Genomic DNA, 15414 nt, shown 5'->3' on the forward strand with positions numbered 1-15414 from the left:
GCAGGTCTGGCATCGGGCGGGAAAGTTGCGACGGGGCGGGGCGACCTAGACTCTGCGCCATGGATTCCCGGACCACCATCGAGGCGATGCTGCGCGCCGACCTGCGCGGGCGCACCGCCTACGGCGCCCCGCAGCTCGACGTGCCGGTGGCCCTGAACACCAACGAGAACTCGTACCCGGTTCCGGCCGTCGTCGTCGAGGCGATCACCAGGGCGGTGGCGGCCGCGGCATCCGGTCTCAACCGCTACCCCGACCGCGAGTTCACGGCGCTGCGTGAGGCCCTGGCCGCGTACCTGCTCCGGTCGGGCACCGTGGTCAGCGCCGAGCAGGTGTGGGCCGGAAACGGCTCCAACGAGGTGCTGCTGCACCTGCTCCAGGCGTTCGGCGGCTCCGGTCGCACAGCGCTCGGGTTCACCCCGGCCTACTCGATGCACCCCATCATCACGACGACGACGGGTACGACGTGGGTCGACGGGCTGCGCGGCGTCGCGGGCGGGGGGGCGTTCGACCTCGACGTCGCTTCCGCCGTCGAGCAGGTGCGCGAGCACCGCCCTGACGTCGTGTTCCTGTGCTCCCCGAACAACCCCACCGGTACGGCGCTCGACCTCGACACCGTCGTCGCCGTGCACGACGCAGCCCCGAACACCCTCGTCGTCGTCGACGAGGCCTACGCGGAGTTCGCCCGGCCGGGCACCCCGAGTGCCCTGACGCTGCTCCAGGGTCGCCCGCGGCTGGTCGTCACGCGCACGATGAGCAAGGCGTTCGCCCTGGCGGGGGGCCGCCTGGGGTACCTCGCCGCCGACCCCGCACTCGTCGACGCGTTGCGCCTGGTGCGGATGCCGTACCACCTCGCCACCCAGACCCAGGCGGTGGCCCTCGCCGCGTTGGATCACGCAGACCTCATGCTCGAGACGGTGGGCGCGATCAAGGCCGAGCGCGACCGGCTGGTGGCCGAGCTCACCGCGATGGGGCTGGACCCGGTGCCGAGCGACGCGAACTTCGTGCTCTTCGGAGGTCTGGAGGACTCCCACACGACGTGGTCGGCGCTGCTCGAGCGGGGCGTCCTCGTCCGTGACGTCGGCATCGCCCACTATCTTCGTGTCACGGCCGGCACGCCGCAGGAGACCACCGCCTTCCTGCAGGCGATGTCCGACCTCGCACCGCAGCACCGCACCGCCAGCACGCCCATGACCCTCAGCACAGGAGCCCGACCGTGAGCAGCGCGCCAGCCCCCCGTACCGCCACGGTGCGTCGCGGGACCTCCGAGAGCACCGTCGAGGTGACCGTCGACCTCGACGGCAGCGGACGTGGCCAGGTCGACACCGGCGTGCCGTTCTACGACCACATGCTGCTCTCCCTGGCCAAGCACTCGCTGATCGACCTCACCGTCTCCGCCACGGGCGACATCCACATCGATGCGCACCACACCGTCGAGGACGTCGCGATCGTCCTCGGACAGGCCGTGCGAGAGGCCCTCGGGGACAAGAGCGGCATCGCCCGCTTCGGTGACGCCACCGTGCCGCTCGACGAGGCGCTCGTGCTCGCGGTCGTCGACGTCGCCGGCCGGCCCTACTGTGTCCACGAGGGGGAGCCCGAGGGGCAGCAGTACGTCGTCATCGGCGGTCACTACGTGGGCTCGCTCACCCGCCACGTCCTCGAGTCCTTCGCCTTCCACGCCCAGATCGCCCTGCACGTGCGGGTGCTCGGCGGCCGCGACCCCCACCACGTCGTCGAGGCCCAGTTCAAGGCGCTGGCGCGTGCTCTGCGTGCCGCGGTCGCCCGCGACCCCAGGGTCGAGGGGATCCCGAGCGCGAAGGGTGCGCTCTAGCCCGTGGCCGGGGTCGCGCGCACGGGGGAGGGGCACGGGCTGGTTCTCGTGCGCCAGCCTCCGGCCGCCGTCAACCGGTGGCTGCGACGAGGTCTGGTGGCGGTGACCGTCGCCCCGTTCGGGGCCTGGACCGGCATCACCCTGGCCGAGGAACGCGCCCGCAGCGTGGCCCCCTACGACGTCGGCCTCGAACTGCTCGCGGCCCGGCCCGCGCCGCGTCGGGCACGACCGGCGCTGGGGTTCTTCGACGTGCACGGTCGGGCTGCCATCACGGTTCAGCCACCCGGTCTGCGCTCGCACATCCACTGGCTCGTGTGGGAGCCGGGCGCCGGCCTCGTCCCGACGCCCTCCCTCACCCCCCTGCGGTTGCCGCTGCTGCTCTCCGTGGCCGGCGCCTCCGGGCGGGTGCGCGAGGAGGTCGTGGCCGAGGTGCTGCGCTCAGGGACCGGCGCACCGGTCGACCTGCTCGTGACCGTTCTCGGCCTGCTCGGGCTGCCCGGCCGCGACCTGCTGGTGCGCGGCGACAGCGACGGCGCCCACGACGTCGAGCCCTCGCTGCGTGGCGTCATGGCCTTCGACCGCCTCATGGCCGAGGAGGCCGCGCACCGGGCCGAGGTGAGCGGCCGATGAGTGCACGGGTCGTCGTCCTCGACTACGGCAGCGGCAACATCCGCAGCGCCGTGCGCGCACTCGAGCACGTCGGTGCCGAGGTCACCCTCACCGGTGACCGTGATGCGGCCCTGGCTGCCGACGGGCTCTTCGTGCCGGGCGTCGGCAACTTCCACGCCTGCATGGCCGGGCTCGTTGCCGCCGACGGGCCGCGGATCATCGACCAGCGACTGTCCGGCGGTCGACCCGTCCTCGGAGTCTGCGTCGGCATGCAGGTGATGTTCGAGGGGTCGAGCGAACCCAGCGCGACCCCGGTGGACGGGGTGGGTGAGTGGCCGGGCACGGTGGAGCGGCTGCGGGCGCCGGTGGTGCCGCACATGGGCTGGTCCGCCGTCGAGGTCGCGCCGGGGAGCGTGTTGTTCGACGGCATCGCCGACGAGCGGTTCTACTTCGTGCACTCCTACGCCGCCCACACCTGGGCCCTCGAGCCCTCGGACGGGCCGTTCGCGGCCGTGGCGCCCCGGGTCACCTGGGCGACTCACGGTGAACGGTTCATCGCCGCGGTCGAGAACGGCCCCCTGACGGCGACGCAGTTCCACCCGGAGAAGTCCGGCGAAGCCGGGCTGGCGCTGCTGCGCAACTGGGTGCGTTCCCTCTGACGAACCGGGTCCGACCCTCGTGACCCGATCCGGCAGACTGGTCACCGACCCCAGACCTGCTCGACCACGCCGCGGAGGACCCCTCGTGACCAGCCAGCCCATCCTGCAGCTCCTGCCTGCCGTCGACGTCGTCGACGGCCGGGCCGTCCAGCTCGTGCAGGGGGTGGCCGGCACCGGCGGTGAGTTCGGTGACCCGCTCCAGGCTGCGTTGGCCTGGCAGGAGCAGGGGGCGCAGTGGCTGCACCTCGTCGACCTCGACGCCGCCTTCGGTCGTGGCTCCAACGCCGACCTGCTCGCCAGCATCGTCGGAACGCTCGACATCGACGTGGAGATGAGCGGCGGCATCCGCGACGCCGAGAGCCTCGAGCGGGCGCTCGCGACGGGATGCCGTCGGGTCAACGTCGGCACGGCGGCGCTGGAGAACCCCGAGTGGACCGCCCGAGCCATCGCCGAGCACGGCGACCGGGTCGCGGTCGGGCTCGACGTGCGCGGCACCACCCTGGCCGCCCGCGGCTGGACGCAGGAGGGCGGCGACCTCTGGGAGACCCTCGCGCGCCTCGACGCCGAGGGGTGCGCCCGCTACGTCGTCACCGACGTCGCCAAGGACGGGATGCTCCAGGGCCCGAACCTCGACCTGCTGCGGGACGTGTGCGCCCGCACGGATCGTCCCGTCATCGCCTCCGGTGGGGTGTCCACCATCGAGGACATCGTCGCGATCCGAGGACTCGTGGCCGACGGGGTCGAGGGCGCGATCATCGGCTCGGCCCTGTACCGCGGGGCCTTCACGCTGCCCCAGGCCCTCGACGTCGCCGGCCGGGCATGACCAACCCACGCGAGCACGAACACCACCCCCTGCACGCACCCCCTGGCGAGGCGACCGACTCCGCGGATTTGCCGTGGGCCGCGCGCGAGCTCTCGCCGAGTGGCTTCGAGACCGACACCGGCGCTGCCGACGCGGCGCTGCTCGCCGCGCTGGCCACCTCCGGTGACGACGTCGCCCTCATGGCAGCCGTCGAGGCGGGGCGGTTCCTCGTGCCGATCGTCGCCGAGCCCACCGAGGTCGACACGTCGGGGGAGCACGCCGTCGACAGCCGGGTCGACCTCGCCGCCGTGACCCTCGTGGCCCCCGACGGCATGCGCGCGCTCCCGGTGTTCTCCGGCACCGAGGCCGTGGCCGCCTGGGACCCGCAGGCCCGCCCGGTGCCCGTCACCCCCGCCCGGGCCGGGCAGGCCGCGGTCTCCGAGGGGTGCGAGGTCATCGTCGTCGACGTCGCCGGGCCCGCGACCCGTGTCCTGCGCCCCTCGATGGTGTGGGCCCTGGCCCAGCAGCGCCCGTGGGTGCCGGCGCACACCGACCCGTTCGTCGCCGCGAGCGTCACCGCAGCGCTGCGCGACGAACCCGACGTCACGGCATCCGAGATCGAGGAGGGCAACCCCCGCGGCGAGGGGGTGCTCGGTGTCGTGCTCGAGCTTCGCCCCGGTCTGAGCCCCGACGCCGTGCGGGCCGTGGCGACCCGGGTCGGCGAGAAGCTCGCGACCGACGGTGAGCTGCGGGCGCGCATCGACGGGCTGGCCTTCCGCATCCGCTGACGCGCTGCTCGTCCCCGCCAGGACGCGACGCCGGCCGATTTCGGCGGATGCCGGGTCGCTGGTAACGTGGTCCGCTGACCGACCTCCCTCACGGGGGGTGTGCAAGAGAAGCCCAGCTTCCACCCGCGTCAACCATCAGGTTGCCGGGTCCAACAGGTCTGCGACGCACTGTGGTCGCGCCGAACCCGCAAGGGTGTGGCGACGGCATCAGGTGTGTGGCGGACCGGTTTGGAATCGGAAGATCCAGGCTCCTCGCGCACGTGTCGCGAGGAGCCTTTCTCGTGCCCACCGGCATCAGCGCACCGATCGTGATCGAAGGAGAAGCACATCAGCGAGCCACGCATCAACGACCGCATCCGGGTTCCCGAGGTGCGGTTGGTCGGCCCGAACGGCGAGCAGGTCGGCATCGTGCGCGTCGAGGACGCTCTGCGCCTCGCCGCGGAGGCAGACCTCGACCTCGTCGAGGTGGCACCGATGGCCAAGCCGCCGGTTGCCAAGCTCATGGACTTCGGCAAGTTCAAGTACGAAGCCGCCATGAAGGCACGCGAAGCGCGCAAGAACCAGGTCAACACGGTCATCAAGGAGATCAAACTCCGCCCGAAGATCGACCCGCACGACTACGGCACCAAGAAGGGCCACGTCGAGCGGTTCCTCAAGGGTGGCGACAAGGTCAAGGTGACGATCATGTTCCGCGGTCGGGAGCAGTCCCGCCCCGAACTGGGCTACCGCCTGCTCCAGCGCCTGGCGCAGGACATCGCCGAGCTCGGCACCGTGGAGTCCTCACCCAAGCAGGACGGCCGCAACATGGTCATGGTCATCGCGCCGACGAAGAAGAAGGCGCAGGCCATGGCGGAGCAGCGTCGCCGTCGTGACGAGGGCAGCGCAGCAGCCAGCGCACCGGAGCAGAGCATCGAGGCCGAGGTCCGCGAGGCCGAGGCGTTCGTGGCTCCCGCCCCGGTGGCCGAGGCCCCCGTTGCCGAAACCGCACCGGCCCCGGCAGCCCCCGCTGCACTAGCACCCACGCCGGCGGCCGCCAAGCCGACCGCGACCCCCAGGCCGCCGGCCGCAGCACCGAAGCCGAAGGCCGCCCCGAAGCCGCGGGCGACCCCGAAGCCCAAGGCCTGACCAGCCCCCAAGACTGCACCACCGAAGCACCAGCACCACAGACACGCTGGAACGACCAACGCAAGGAGATCGGCACCATGCCGAAGAACAAGACGCACAGCGGCGCCAAGAAGCGCTTCCGGGTCACCGGCAGCGGCAAGGTCATGCGCGAGCAGGCCGGTCACGTCCACAAGTTCCACGAGAAGACCCCGCAGAAGGCTCGCGCCCTCAGCAAGGACGTTCTCGTGTCCAAGGGCGACCTCAAGAAGGTCAAGAAGCTCCTCGGCCGCTGACGCCGTCCACCCCCAGATTTTCGTAGAGAAGCAAGGAGTACTCACGTGGCACGCGTGAAGCGGGCGGTCAACGCCCAGAAGAAGCGCCGGGTTGTCCTCGAGCGGGCCAGCGGTTACCGCGGGCAGCGCTCGCGCCTGTACCGCAAGGCCAAGGAGCAGGTCCAGCACAGCCTGGGCTACAGCTACCGCGACCGTCGCGCCCGCAAGGGCGACTTCCGTCGCCTGTGGATCCAGCGCATCAACGCTGCGGCCCGCGCGAACGGCATGACCTACAACCGGTTCATCCAGGGCCTGAAGGCGGCCGAGGTCGAGGTCGACCGTCGCATGCTGGCCGAGCTGGCCGTCAACGACGCCGCGGCGTTCACCGCGCTCGTCGAGATCTCCAAGGCCAACCAGCCGGCTCGTGAGCCCGCCAAGGCTGACGCCTGAGCGTCCTGCCGATGCTGACCAATCCCCGCGCCGAGCGGGTCCGGTCGGTTCGAGCGCTGTCGAAGCGGTCGGTGCGTGAGCGCACCGGCCGCTTCGCCGTCGAAGGGCCCCAAGGGGTCCGGGAGGCGGTGAGGTATGCCGCCGCCCGGGTTCGTGACGTCTACGTCACCTCCGAGGCGCTCGAGCGCTATGCCCTCGACATCGTCGAACCCGCCCGGGCCGCCAACCTCTGGGTGCACGAGGTGAGCGCCGAGGTGCTCGCCGCGATGGCCGAGACCGACGCGCCCCAGGGTGTCCTCGCGGTGGTCGACACTGTCGACGGCGCCAGGGCGGGCGCGGATGCCGCAGGGCCCGCCGCCGCTCTCGCGGCGGTCCTCGACACCCACCCACGCCTGCTCGTCCTGCTGACGAACGTGCGTGATCCCGGCAACGCCGGCACCGTCATCCGCGGTGCCGATGCGGCCGGCGCCGACGCCGTGCTCGTCAGCAGCGCGTCGGTCGACGTCCACTCCTCGAAGGTCGTGCGGTCCACGGCCGGCTCGTTGTTCCACCTGCCCGTGGTGACGGGTCTCGACGTCGAGGTGACGCTGGAGACGTTGCGCGCCCACGGCATCCGCACCCTGGCCGCAGACGGGGCGGGCTCCACGCTCCTGCCTGACGCCGACCTCACGGCACCGCACTGCTGGGTGATGGGAAACGAGGCCTGGGGGTTGCCCGACGAGGTCCGCGACGCCTGCGACGACGTCGTGCGGGTGCCCATCCACGGCCGCGCGGAATCACTCAACCTCGCCATGGCGGCGACGGTCTGCCTCTACGCGTCGGCGGGACAGCGACCACAGCGTGGGGGTGTCACCCCCGCCGGGTACCGTGCCTGACATGGCGCACCCCTTCCGGGTCCCCGACGACCTCGTCGTCAACGGCCTCGAGTTCCTGCCCGACGGCCTCGTCGCGGCCGTCGGGCCCGAGCGCACGGTGCGTTTCATGAATTCCTGTGCCGAGCGCATCACCGGCGTGCGGGTCGAGGACGCCATCGGCGGCGACATCCGGGAGGTCCTGCCGCTCCAGGACCTCGCGGGAGCCTCGTGGTGGGACCTCACCGACCCCTGGCACGGTCTGGCCACCCGCAAGGGACACCGCGAGCGACTGCTCGTCATGCCCTCGGGACGCGAGGTCCTCGTCACCGCGAAGTACGTGCGTGCGGCGCCGGGGGAGCCCGTGGAGGCCGTGGTGCTGGGTCTGCGGGACGCGGAGTCGCGGCGTCGCGCCGAGAACGAGACGGCGGCGCTGCTCACCACCGTGGCGCACGAGCTGCGCTCGCCGCTCACCGGCGTCAAGGGCTTCTCGGCCACCCTGCTGCGCAACTGGGACCGGCTGACCGATGACCAGAAGCGCCTCATGCTCGAGACCATCGAGGCCGACGCCGACCGCGTCACCCGGCTGATCACCGAGCTGCTCGACGTCTCCCGGATCAACACGCGGCGCCTGACCGTGCACCCCCAGCCCCTCGACGTCGGCGCGGTCCTTCGCGCCCACGCCCACCGTCGCGTCGCCAGCGGTGATGACGCTGCCACGGATGCCGGGGGCGGCGCCTTCGTCGTCGACGTGCCTGACGACCTCGGTCCGGTGTGGGCCGACCCGGACCGTTTCGAGCAGATCGTCGCGAACCTCGTCGAGAACGCGATCATCCACGGTCGGGGAACGGTTCGTCTGTCCGCACGGGCCAGCGAACTCGACGGGGTGCCCGCGGTCGACGTCCTCGTGGTCGACGACGGCGACGGCATCGACCCGCAGCACCGCGAGCTGGCGTTCTCGCGGTTCTGGCAGGACGGCGCGAAGCAGGGCACCGGGCTCGGGCTCTACCTCGTGAGGGGGTTGGTCGAGGCCCACGGCGGGGTCATCGTCGCCGAGGAAGGGCCAGCGGGCGGGGCGCAGCTTCGTGCCACCTTCCCCGACCACGACATCTGACCCGGGCGGGTCGGCCGAACCGATCGAGCGCCGGCGGGGATGCCGTCGGGCGGCCGGAATCGTCGTCGCGGTCATTCGGTGACACAGTGGTCCGGTGCCCGCCGTGTCCTTCGCCCCGTACCGGCGGGCCCTTCGGAGCAGGCCGCTGCGAACCGCACTCGTGCTGGGCACTCTCGTGCGGATGCCGGTGTTCGCGAGCACCGTCCTGCTGACCATCCACGTGGTGTCGGGCCTTGGTCGCAGCTACACCGCGGCGGGCGTGCTCTCCGCTGCGGCGACGGTGGCCATCGCCGTCAGCGGGCCGTGGCGTGGGAGGCTGCTCGACCGGTACGGCCTGCGCCGCGTGGTGCTGCCCTCGATCCTCGTCGCCCTCGTGTGCTGGAGCATCGCCCCGTTCGTCGGCTACTACCTGCTGCTGGGTCTCGCGGTGCTCGCGGGCCTGTTCGTCATCCCGACGTTCTCCATCACCCGGCAGGCCGTCATCGCCGCCGTCGGGGAGGGGGAGCGCCGCACGGCGATCTCGTTGGATGCGGTGGCGGTCGAGCTGTCGTTCATCGTCGCCCCGGCGGTCGCCGTCTGGGCGGCGACGGTGTGGGACACCTCGTGGGTGCTGTTCTGGATCCAGATGCTCGGCGTGGGTGCGGGCATCCTCATGTACGTCGTCGACCCACCGTTGCGCGGTGAGGGTGAGGCGGTGGTCGGCACCGCCCGCGCCAGCAGCCGGACGTGGTTCAGGCTTCCGTTCCTCGCGGTGTGCCTGGCTGCGACGGCGACCACCGTCGTGCTGGCGGGGTCGGACATCGCGATCATCGCCGTCATGCGCGACCTCGCCGCGGAGGGGCAGATCGGTGTGGTCCTCGCGGTGTGGGGGCTGGGGTCGCTGATCGGGGGCCTGCTCTACGGGGCGCTGCACCGGCCGATCTCGGCGTTCTGGCTGCTCGCGGGGTTGGCGGCGGCCACCTTCCCCATGGCGCTGGCCTCCTCGACCCTCCAGCTGGCCGCCTTCGGCTTCGTCGCCGGCCTGCTGTGCGCCCCGACGATCACGGCGACGATCGACCAGGCCAGCCGGATCGTGCCCGCACAGGTGCGCGGTGAGGCCATGGGCTGGCACGGGTCGTTCATGACCACCGGTGGGGCCATCGGTGCCCCCCTGGCTGGCCTGGCCATCGACCAGCGCGGGCCCGGGGCCGGCTTCGTCGTGGTGGCCGCCGTAGGTGTCGGCGTGGCCGCGCTGGGTCTCACGGCGGTATCCGTGCGGCGAGCCACGGCATCCGCGACCTAGACTCAGGGCCGCCCGAAGACCACCCCAACCTGCCCCGAAGTGGACCCCATGTCTGGACCGAACACCAGCTACGACCCCGTCGAGGTCGCGGCGCTGGATCCGCACGCCATCGACGAGGCCGTCACCGAGGCGCTCGCTGCCGCTGCGGCTGCGACTTCCCTCGACGAGCTCAAGGCCGCCCGCACCGCGCACCAGGGGGACAAGAGCCCGCTGGCCCTGGCCAACCGAGAGATCGGGGCGTTGCCGCCGAGCGCCAAGGCCGAGGCCGGCAAGCGGGTCGGGCAGGCGCGCGGGCGCGTGGCGCAGGCGTTCACGGCGCGTCAGGGTGAGCTCGAGGCTGAGCGCGACGAGCGGATCCTCACCGACGAGGCGGTTGACGTGACGCTGCCCTCGGGGCGCCGCCCGCTGGGTCGCCGGCACCCGATCGAGCTGATGAGCCAGCGCATCGCCGACCTGTTCGTCGGCATGGGCTGGGAGATCGCCGAGGGCCCGGAGATCGAGGCCGAGTGGTTCAACTTCGATGCCCTGAACTTCGACGCCGACCACCCGGCGCGCCAGATGCAGGACACCTTCTACGTCGACCCCCCCGAGGGTGGGCTCGTGCTGCGTACCCACACCTCGCCGGTTCAGGCCCGCACCCTGCTCGAGCGTGGGGTGCCGGTGTACGTCGCGGCGATCGGACGGGTGTTCCGCACCGACGAGCTCGACGCCACCCACATGCCCGCCTTCCACCAGGTCGAGGGCCTGGCCGTGGACGAGGGCATCACGATGGCCCACCTCAAGGGCACCCTCGACCGGCTCGCCACCGAGCTGTTCGGTGAGGGCATCACGACGCGCCTGCGCCCGAGCTACTTCCCCTTCACCGAGCCCAGCGCCGAGATGGACCTGCGCTGCTTCGTCTGCCGCGGCGAGGACCCGGCGTGCCGCACCTGCAAGGGCACCGGCTGGATCGAATGGGGTGGCTGCGGCATGGTCAACCGCAACGTGCTGACGGCCTGCGGGGTCGACCCCGACCGCTACACGGGGTTCGCGTTCGGCATGGGGATCGACCGGGCGCTGATGTTCCGCACCGGCGTCAGCGACATGCGGGACATGATCGAGGGTGACGTGCGCTTCGACGCACAGTTCGGGATGGAGATCTGATGCGCGTTCCCATCGACTGGCTGCGCGAGTACGTCGCGGTGCCCCACGACGCCAGCGGCGAGCAGATCGCCGCCGACCTCGTCCGCGTGGGTCTCGAGGAGGAGGGCCTGCACACCGGTGGTGTCACCGGCCCCCTCGTCGTCGGCCGGGTGCTGACCAAGACCCCCGAGCCGCAGAAGAACGGCAAGACGATCAACTGGTGCACCGTCGACGTCGGTGACGCCAACGGCACGGGCGAGCCCCAGGGTGTCGTGTGCGGCGCCCACAACTTCGACGCCGGGGACCTCGTCGTCGTCATCCTGCCCGGCGGTGTCCTGAGCACCCCGTCGGGGCCGCTCACCGTCAGTGCGCGCAAGACCTACGGGCACGTGTCGTCCGGGATGATCTGCTCCGAGCGCGAGCTCGGCATCGGTGACGACCACGACGGCATCCTCGTCCTGACGAAGAAGTTCGCCGGTGACGAGGCCACCCTGGCCGCGCTCACCCCCGGCACGGACGCGATCCCGCTGCTCGGGCTCGACCGCGAGACCGTCGAGGTCAACGTCACCCCCGACCGCGGCTACTGCTTCTCGGTGCGCGGCATCGCCCGCGAGTACGGGCACGCCACCCGGGCCGCCTTCACCGACCCGGCGATCGCCCTGGATGCCGCGGCCCCCGCCGCGACCGAGGGCGGCTTCCCCGTCGTGCTCGACGACCGGGCCCCGATCCGTGGCCGGGCCGGGTGCGACCGCTACGTCGCCCGGATCGTGCGCAACATCGACGTCAGCGCACCCACGCCGCGCTGGATGGCGACCCGGCTCACCGAGGCCGGCATGCGCCCCATCTCGCTGCCGGTCGACGTGACGAACTACGTCATGCTCGGACTCGGGCAGCCGCTGCACGCCTTCGACCTCGACACTCTGCAGGCGCCCATCGTGGTGCGGCGGGCCCGGCCCGGCGAACGGCTCACCACGCTGGATGACGCCGAGCGCACCCTTGGCGAGGGTGACCTGCTCATCACCGACCACGACGGTGAGCGCGCGATCGCGATCGCGGGCGTGATGGGCGGGGCGCAGACCGAGGTCGGCACGACCACCCGCAACCTCCTCATCGAGGCGGCGCACTTCGACGCGGTGAGCATCGCCCGAACCGCGCGTGCCCACAAGCTGCCCAGCGAGGCATCGCGCCGGTTCGAGCGCGGCGTCGACCCGGCCCTGGCCGCCGCCGCGGCCCAGCTCGCCGTGGACCTCCTCGTCGAGCACGGCGGGGGAGTGGTCGACCCCGAGGTCACCGACGTCGGCAGCCCGGCGGCCCCGGCCCCGGTGACGATGCACGTCGACTTCCCGTCAAAGATCGTCGGGGTCGTCTACCTCGAGAGCGAGGTCGTCTCGATCCTGTCGTCCATCGGCTGTTCGGTGACCCGCGAGGGCCACCTGCTCACGGTGGTCCCGCCGACGTGGCGCTCCGACCTCACGACCGCCGAGGACCTCGTCGAGGAGGTGGCCCGCATCGACGGGTACGACGGCATCCCCTCGATCGTGCCGACGCCGCCCGGTGGGGCGGGGCTCACCCACGCCCAGCGCACCCGGCGCCTCGTCGCCGACGTCCTCGCCGGGCAGGGGTTGTCCGAGGTCTGGAGCGCCCCGTTCGTCGGGGCCGACCGCTTCGCCGACCTCGGGCTCGACGTCGAGGCCGAGGTGGCACGCACAGTGCGCCTGGCCAACCCGTTGTCCGAGGAGGCGCCGCTCATGCGCACCCGCCTGCTCGCGACGCTCGTCGACGCCCTGCGGCGCAACGTCGCCCGTGGCAACCGTGACGTCGGCCTGTTCGAGCTCGGCCTCGTCGTCGCGCTCGACGGCCCGCAGGAGTCGGCACCCACCGAGGACGTCGGCATCCACCCCTCCGCCGAGACCCTGGCGGCGATCCGGGATGCCGTGCCGCCGCAGCCGCGCCACGTCGCCTTCCTGCTCGCCGGCGAGCGTGACCGCGCCGGCTGGTGGGGGGCCGGGCGGGCGGCGGACGTCACGGATGCCGTCGACCTCGCGCGCACCCTCGGTGAGGCCCTCGGGGTGGCGATCGAGGTCGTGGCCGACACCGCGGCCCCGTTCCACCCCGGCCGCTGTGCCCGGATCACGCTGAGCGACGGGACCCTCGTCGGTCACGTCGGTGAGCTGCACCCGAAGGCCGTGGCCGCCCTCGGACTGCCGGCCCGGGCGGTCGGCGGCGAGCTCGACCTCGACGTGCTGACGACGGCCTCGGAAGGGACCCCACAGGCCCGCACGGTGCACACCTTCCCGCTCGCGCGGCGTGACGTCGCCGTCGTCATCGACGAGGACGTCCCGGCGGCACGGGTGGCGCAGGCGCTGCGCGGTGGTGCCGGGGAGACCTTGGAGTCCCTCACCCTGTTCGACGTCTACCGGGGCGACCAGGTCGGCGAGGGTCGCAAGTCCCTGGCCTACCGGCTCACCTTCCGGGCGCCGGACCGCACGCTGACCACCGATGAGGTGAGCGGCCTGCGTGATCGAGCGCTGGCAGCGGCAGCCAAGGCCGTCGGAGCGGTGCAGCGCGCGTGAGCACGCCCGCCGAGGTGCCGGTCGACGACGACGGCGAGGTGACCCCCGAACCCGTCACCGACGACGGTCGGGGTGGGCACCTCGTCGCGGTGGTCACCGGTGCGTCGCGCGGCATCGGCCGGTACGTCGCCGACGCCTTGGAGGATGCCGGGTACTCCGTCGAGCGCGGGTCCACGGCGACCGCCCCGGTGAGCGATCGGGCCGCCGTCACGGCATGGGTCGCGGAGATCCTCGAGCGCCAGGGCCGCATCGACGTGCTCGTCAACAACGCCGGGGTCATCGACGCCGAGGTCGACCTCTTCGCCTCCGATCCCGAGCAGTGGTGGCAGGTCCAGGAGGTCAACGTGCTCGGGGCGTACCTCATGACCCGGCTCGTCGGCGAGGCCATGCTGCACCAGGGCGGCGGGCGGATCATCAACGTCAACAGCGGCGCTGCGGGGCGCCCGGGGCTGGACGCGAGTGCCTACAACGTGAGCAAGACGGCGTTGGCGAGGATCACGGGGTCCACGCACCTCGCGGGGTGGGCCCGCGGCATCCGGGCGTTCGACCTCATGCCCGGGGTCGTGCGCACCGACATGACGCAGGCCATGCACGCCCATGTCGGGCGCACCGAGTGGACCGCCCCCGAGGAGGTCACCGACCTCGTGCTGGCTCTGGCCTCGGGGGACCTCGACGCGTGGTCTGGTCGGTTCGTGCGGGCCGGGGTCGACACCGTGGAGTCGCTGCGTGGGCGGGCCGAGACACTGGGGAAGCGCGACCGCACCCTGGGCCTCATCCCGTACGGCCCCGACGACCCCCTCGCCTGACCGCGACGTATTGCACTGCAGCCACCTCTGACACAGCGTGAGGGGTGGCTGCAGGGCAATACGTCGGGTGGCCTGTGTGCATAGAGTCGCGTGACTCTGTATAGTCATGCAGCATGAAGTGGGTTGCAGTGGCCGGTGCCAGTGGCTATGCCGGGGGAGAGGTGGTCCGGCTCCTCCTCCAGCACCCGAAGCTCGAGGTCGGGGCCCTGACCGCCTCGTCGAACGCCGGGCAGAGCCTGGGGTCGATCCACCCGCACCTGACCCCCCTGGCCGACCGGGTCCTGGAAGACACCACGCCCGCCGTCCTCGCCGGCCATGACGCCGTCGTGCTCGCCCTGCCCCACGGGCACTCGGCCGCCCTGGCCGCCCAGCTCCCCGACGACGTGGTCATCATCGACTGCGGTGCCGACTTCCGCCTCGCCGACGCCACCGCGTGGGACACCTTCTACGACACGCCGTACGCGGGGTCGTGGCCCTACGGCCTGCCCGAGCTCGCGACCGCCGACGGGCCACAGCGCAACGCCCTTGCCGGTGCCACCCGGATCGCGGTCCCCGGGTGCTACCCCACGGCCGTCTCCCTGGCGCTGGCTCCCGGGGTCGTCGCGGGCGTCCTCGAGGCCGACGACATCACCGTCGTCGCGGCATCCGGCACGTCAGGGGCGGGCAAGGCCCTCAAGCCCCACCTGCTCGGCGCCGAGGTCATGGGGGCGATGTCGCCCTACGGCGTCGGCGGCACCCACCGGCACACCCCCGAGATCGAGCAGAACCTCACCGCCGCCGGCGCGGGCCCGGTCACCGTGTCGTTCACCCCGACCCTCGCGCCGATGCCCCGCGGCATCCTCGCGACGTGCACCGCCCGGGTCCGTCCGGGAACCACCGCGGATGCCGTCCGCTCGGCCTGGGCGACCGCCTACGCCGACGAACCCTTCGTGCACCTCCTGCCGCAGGGTCGCTGGCCGAGCACCGGCAGCGTGCTCGGCAGCAACGCGGTCCACGTCCAGGTCACCCTTGACGAGCGGGTCGGGCGCGTCGTCGTCGTCGCCGCGATCGACAACCTCACCAAGGGCACCGCCGGTGCCGCCGTTCAGTGCCTCAACCTCGCCCTGGGCCTGCCCGAGGCCACCGGCCTGCCCATCGCGGGGGTGGCGCCGTGA

The 15414-nt window shown here is 72.3% G+C and carries 16 protein-coding genes; all 16 read left to right on the forward strand.

Going from position 1 to position 15414, the window contains the following annotated elements; genetic code table 11:
* The first annotated feature begins 59 nt into the window (after positions 1 to 59).
* The 16 genes from C8E84_RS01350 to argC all read left to right on the forward strand — a co-directional run bounded on the left by C8E84_RS01350 (position 60) and on the right by argC (position 15414).
* A complete protein-coding gene (locus tag C8E84_RS01350; protein ID WP_159898814.1) occupies positions 60 to 1217 on the forward strand; it encodes a histidinol-phosphate transaminase in 1158 nt (385 codons plus the stop codon).
* Entirely contained in the window at positions 1214 to 1828 is a 615-nt protein-coding gene (gene hisB, locus C8E84_RS01355) for an imidazoleglycerol-phosphate dehydratase HisB (RefSeq protein WP_159898816.1), read from the forward strand. Before C8E84_RS01350 ends, hisB begins: the two co-directional genes overlap by 4 nt.
* 3 nt (positions 1829 to 1831) lie before the next feature.
* Entirely contained in the window at positions 1832 to 2458 is a 627-nt protein-coding gene (locus C8E84_RS01360; protein ID WP_159898818.1) for a hypothetical protein, read from the forward strand.
* Positions 2455 to 3096, forward strand: coding sequence for an imidazole glycerol phosphate synthase subunit HisH (gene hisH / locus C8E84_RS01365; protein ID WP_159898820.1), 642 nt, complete (start codon positions 2455 to 2457; stop codon positions 3094 to 3096). Before C8E84_RS01360 ends, hisH begins: the two co-directional genes overlap by 4 nt.
* A gap of 85 nt (positions 3097 to 3181) precedes the next feature.
* On the forward strand, positions 3182 to 3919 hold the full coding sequence (gene priA / locus C8E84_RS01370) for a bifunctional 1-(5-phosphoribosyl)-5-((5-phosphoribosylamino)methylideneamino)imidazole-4-carboxamide isomerase/phosphoribosylanthranilate isomerase PriA (protein ID WP_159898822.1): 738 nt from the start codon (positions 3182 to 3184) through the stop codon (positions 3917 to 3919).
* Complete coding sequence (locus tag C8E84_RS01375) at positions 3916 to 4686, forward strand: SseB family protein (RefSeq protein ID WP_159898824.1); 771 nt, start codon at positions 3916 to 3918, stop codon at positions 4684 to 4686. The genes priA and C8E84_RS01375 overlap by 4 nt, the downstream gene beginning before the upstream one ends.
* Positions 4687 to 5055: 369 nt before the next feature.
* On the forward strand, positions 5056 to 5811 hold the full coding sequence (gene infC / locus C8E84_RS01380) for a translation initiation factor IF-3 (RefSeq protein ID WP_246196713.1): 756 nt from the start codon (positions 5056 to 5058) through the stop codon (positions 5809 to 5811).
* Positions 5812 to 5888: 77 nt separating this feature from the next.
* Entirely contained in the window at positions 5889 to 6083 is a 195-nt protein-coding gene (gene rpmI, locus C8E84_RS01385) for a 50S ribosomal protein L35 (protein WP_159898826.1), read from the forward strand.
* A gap of 45 nt (positions 6084 to 6128) precedes the next feature.
* Complete coding sequence (gene rplT / locus C8E84_RS01390) at positions 6129 to 6512, forward strand: 50S ribosomal protein L20 (protein WP_159898828.1); 384 nt, start codon at positions 6129 to 6131, stop codon at positions 6510 to 6512.
* Between the two features lie 11 nt (positions 6513 to 6523).
* Positions 6524 to 7387, forward strand: a complete 864-nt coding sequence (locus C8E84_RS01395; RefSeq protein ID WP_159898830.1) for a TrmH family RNA methyltransferase — start codon at positions 6524 to 6526, stop codon at positions 7385 to 7387.
* Between the two features lies 1 nt (position 7388).
* Positions 7389 to 8477: a sensor histidine kinase gene (locus C8E84_RS01400; RefSeq protein ID WP_159898832.1), complete on the forward strand. Its 1089-nt coding sequence runs from the start codon at positions 7389 to 7391 to the stop codon at positions 8475 to 8477.
* A gap of 94 nt (positions 8478 to 8571) precedes the next feature.
* Complete coding sequence (locus tag C8E84_RS01405) at positions 8572 to 9759, forward strand: MFS transporter (RefSeq protein ID WP_159898834.1); 1188 nt, start codon at positions 8572 to 8574, stop codon at positions 9757 to 9759.
* Between the two features lie 48 nt (positions 9760 to 9807).
* Positions 9808 to 10902, forward strand: coding sequence for a phenylalanine--tRNA ligase subunit alpha (gene pheS / locus C8E84_RS01410; protein ID WP_159898836.1), 1095 nt, complete (start codon positions 9808 to 9810; stop codon positions 10900 to 10902).
* Positions 10902 to 13454: a phenylalanine--tRNA ligase subunit beta gene (gene pheT, locus C8E84_RS01415; RefSeq protein WP_159898838.1), complete on the forward strand. Its 2553-nt coding sequence runs from the start codon at positions 10902 to 10904 to the stop codon at positions 13452 to 13454. The genes pheS and pheT overlap by 1 nt, the downstream gene beginning before the upstream one ends.
* Positions 13451 to 14260, forward strand: coding sequence for an SDR family NAD(P)-dependent oxidoreductase (locus tag C8E84_RS01420; RefSeq protein ID WP_246196714.1), 810 nt, complete (start codon positions 13451 to 13453; stop codon positions 14258 to 14260). Before pheT ends, C8E84_RS01420 begins: the two co-directional genes overlap by 4 nt.
* A 113-nt stretch (positions 14261 to 14373) precedes the next feature.
* Complete coding sequence (gene argC, locus C8E84_RS01425) at positions 14374 to 15414, forward strand: N-acetyl-gamma-glutamyl-phosphate reductase (RefSeq protein ID WP_159898840.1); 1041 nt, start codon at positions 14374 to 14376, stop codon at positions 15412 to 15414.

The sequence above is a fragment of the Ornithinibacter aureus genome (assembly GCF_009858245.1).
Taxonomy (GTDB): Bacteria; Actinomycetota; Actinomycetes; order Actinomycetales; family Dermatophilaceae; genus Fodinibacter; species Fodinibacter aureus.

What these genes read in the sequence shown, in the direction of transcription:
- C8E84_RS01350 (WP_159898814.1), top strand. Translation starts at nt 60, where the DNA reads ATGGATTCCCGGACCACCATCGAGGCGATGCTGCGCGCCGACCTGCGC.
- rpmI (WP_159898826.1), top strand. Translation starts at nt 5,889, where the DNA reads ATGCCGAAGAACAAGACGCACAGCGGCGCCAAGAAGCGCTTCCGGGTC.
- pheS (WP_159898836.1), top strand. Translation starts at nt 9,808, where the DNA reads ATGTCTGGACCGAACACCAGCTACGACCCCGTCGAGGTCGCGGCGCTG.
- pheT (WP_159898838.1), top strand. Translation starts at nt 10,902, where the DNA reads ATGCGCGTTCCCATCGACTGGCTGCGCGAGTACGTCGCGGTGCCCCAC.
- C8E84_RS01395 (WP_159898830.1), top strand. Translation starts at nt 6,524, where the DNA reads ATGCTGACCAATCCCCGCGCCGAGCGGGTCCGGTCGGTTCGAGCGCTG.
- argC (WP_159898840.1), top strand. Translation starts at nt 14,374, where the DNA reads ATGAAGTGGGTTGCAGTGGCCGGTGCCAGTGGCTATGCCGGGGGAGAG.
- C8E84_RS01400 (WP_159898832.1), top strand. Translation starts at nt 7,389, where the DNA reads ATGGCGCACCCCTTCCGGGTCCCCGACGACCTCGTCGTCAACGGCCTC.
- hisH (WP_159898820.1), top strand. Translation starts at nt 2,455, where the DNA reads ATGAGTGCACGGGTCGTCGTCCTCGACTACGGCAGCGGCAACATCCGC.
- C8E84_RS01375 (WP_159898824.1), top strand. Translation starts at nt 3,916, where the DNA reads ATGACCAACCCACGCGAGCACGAACACCACCCCCTGCACGCACCCCCT.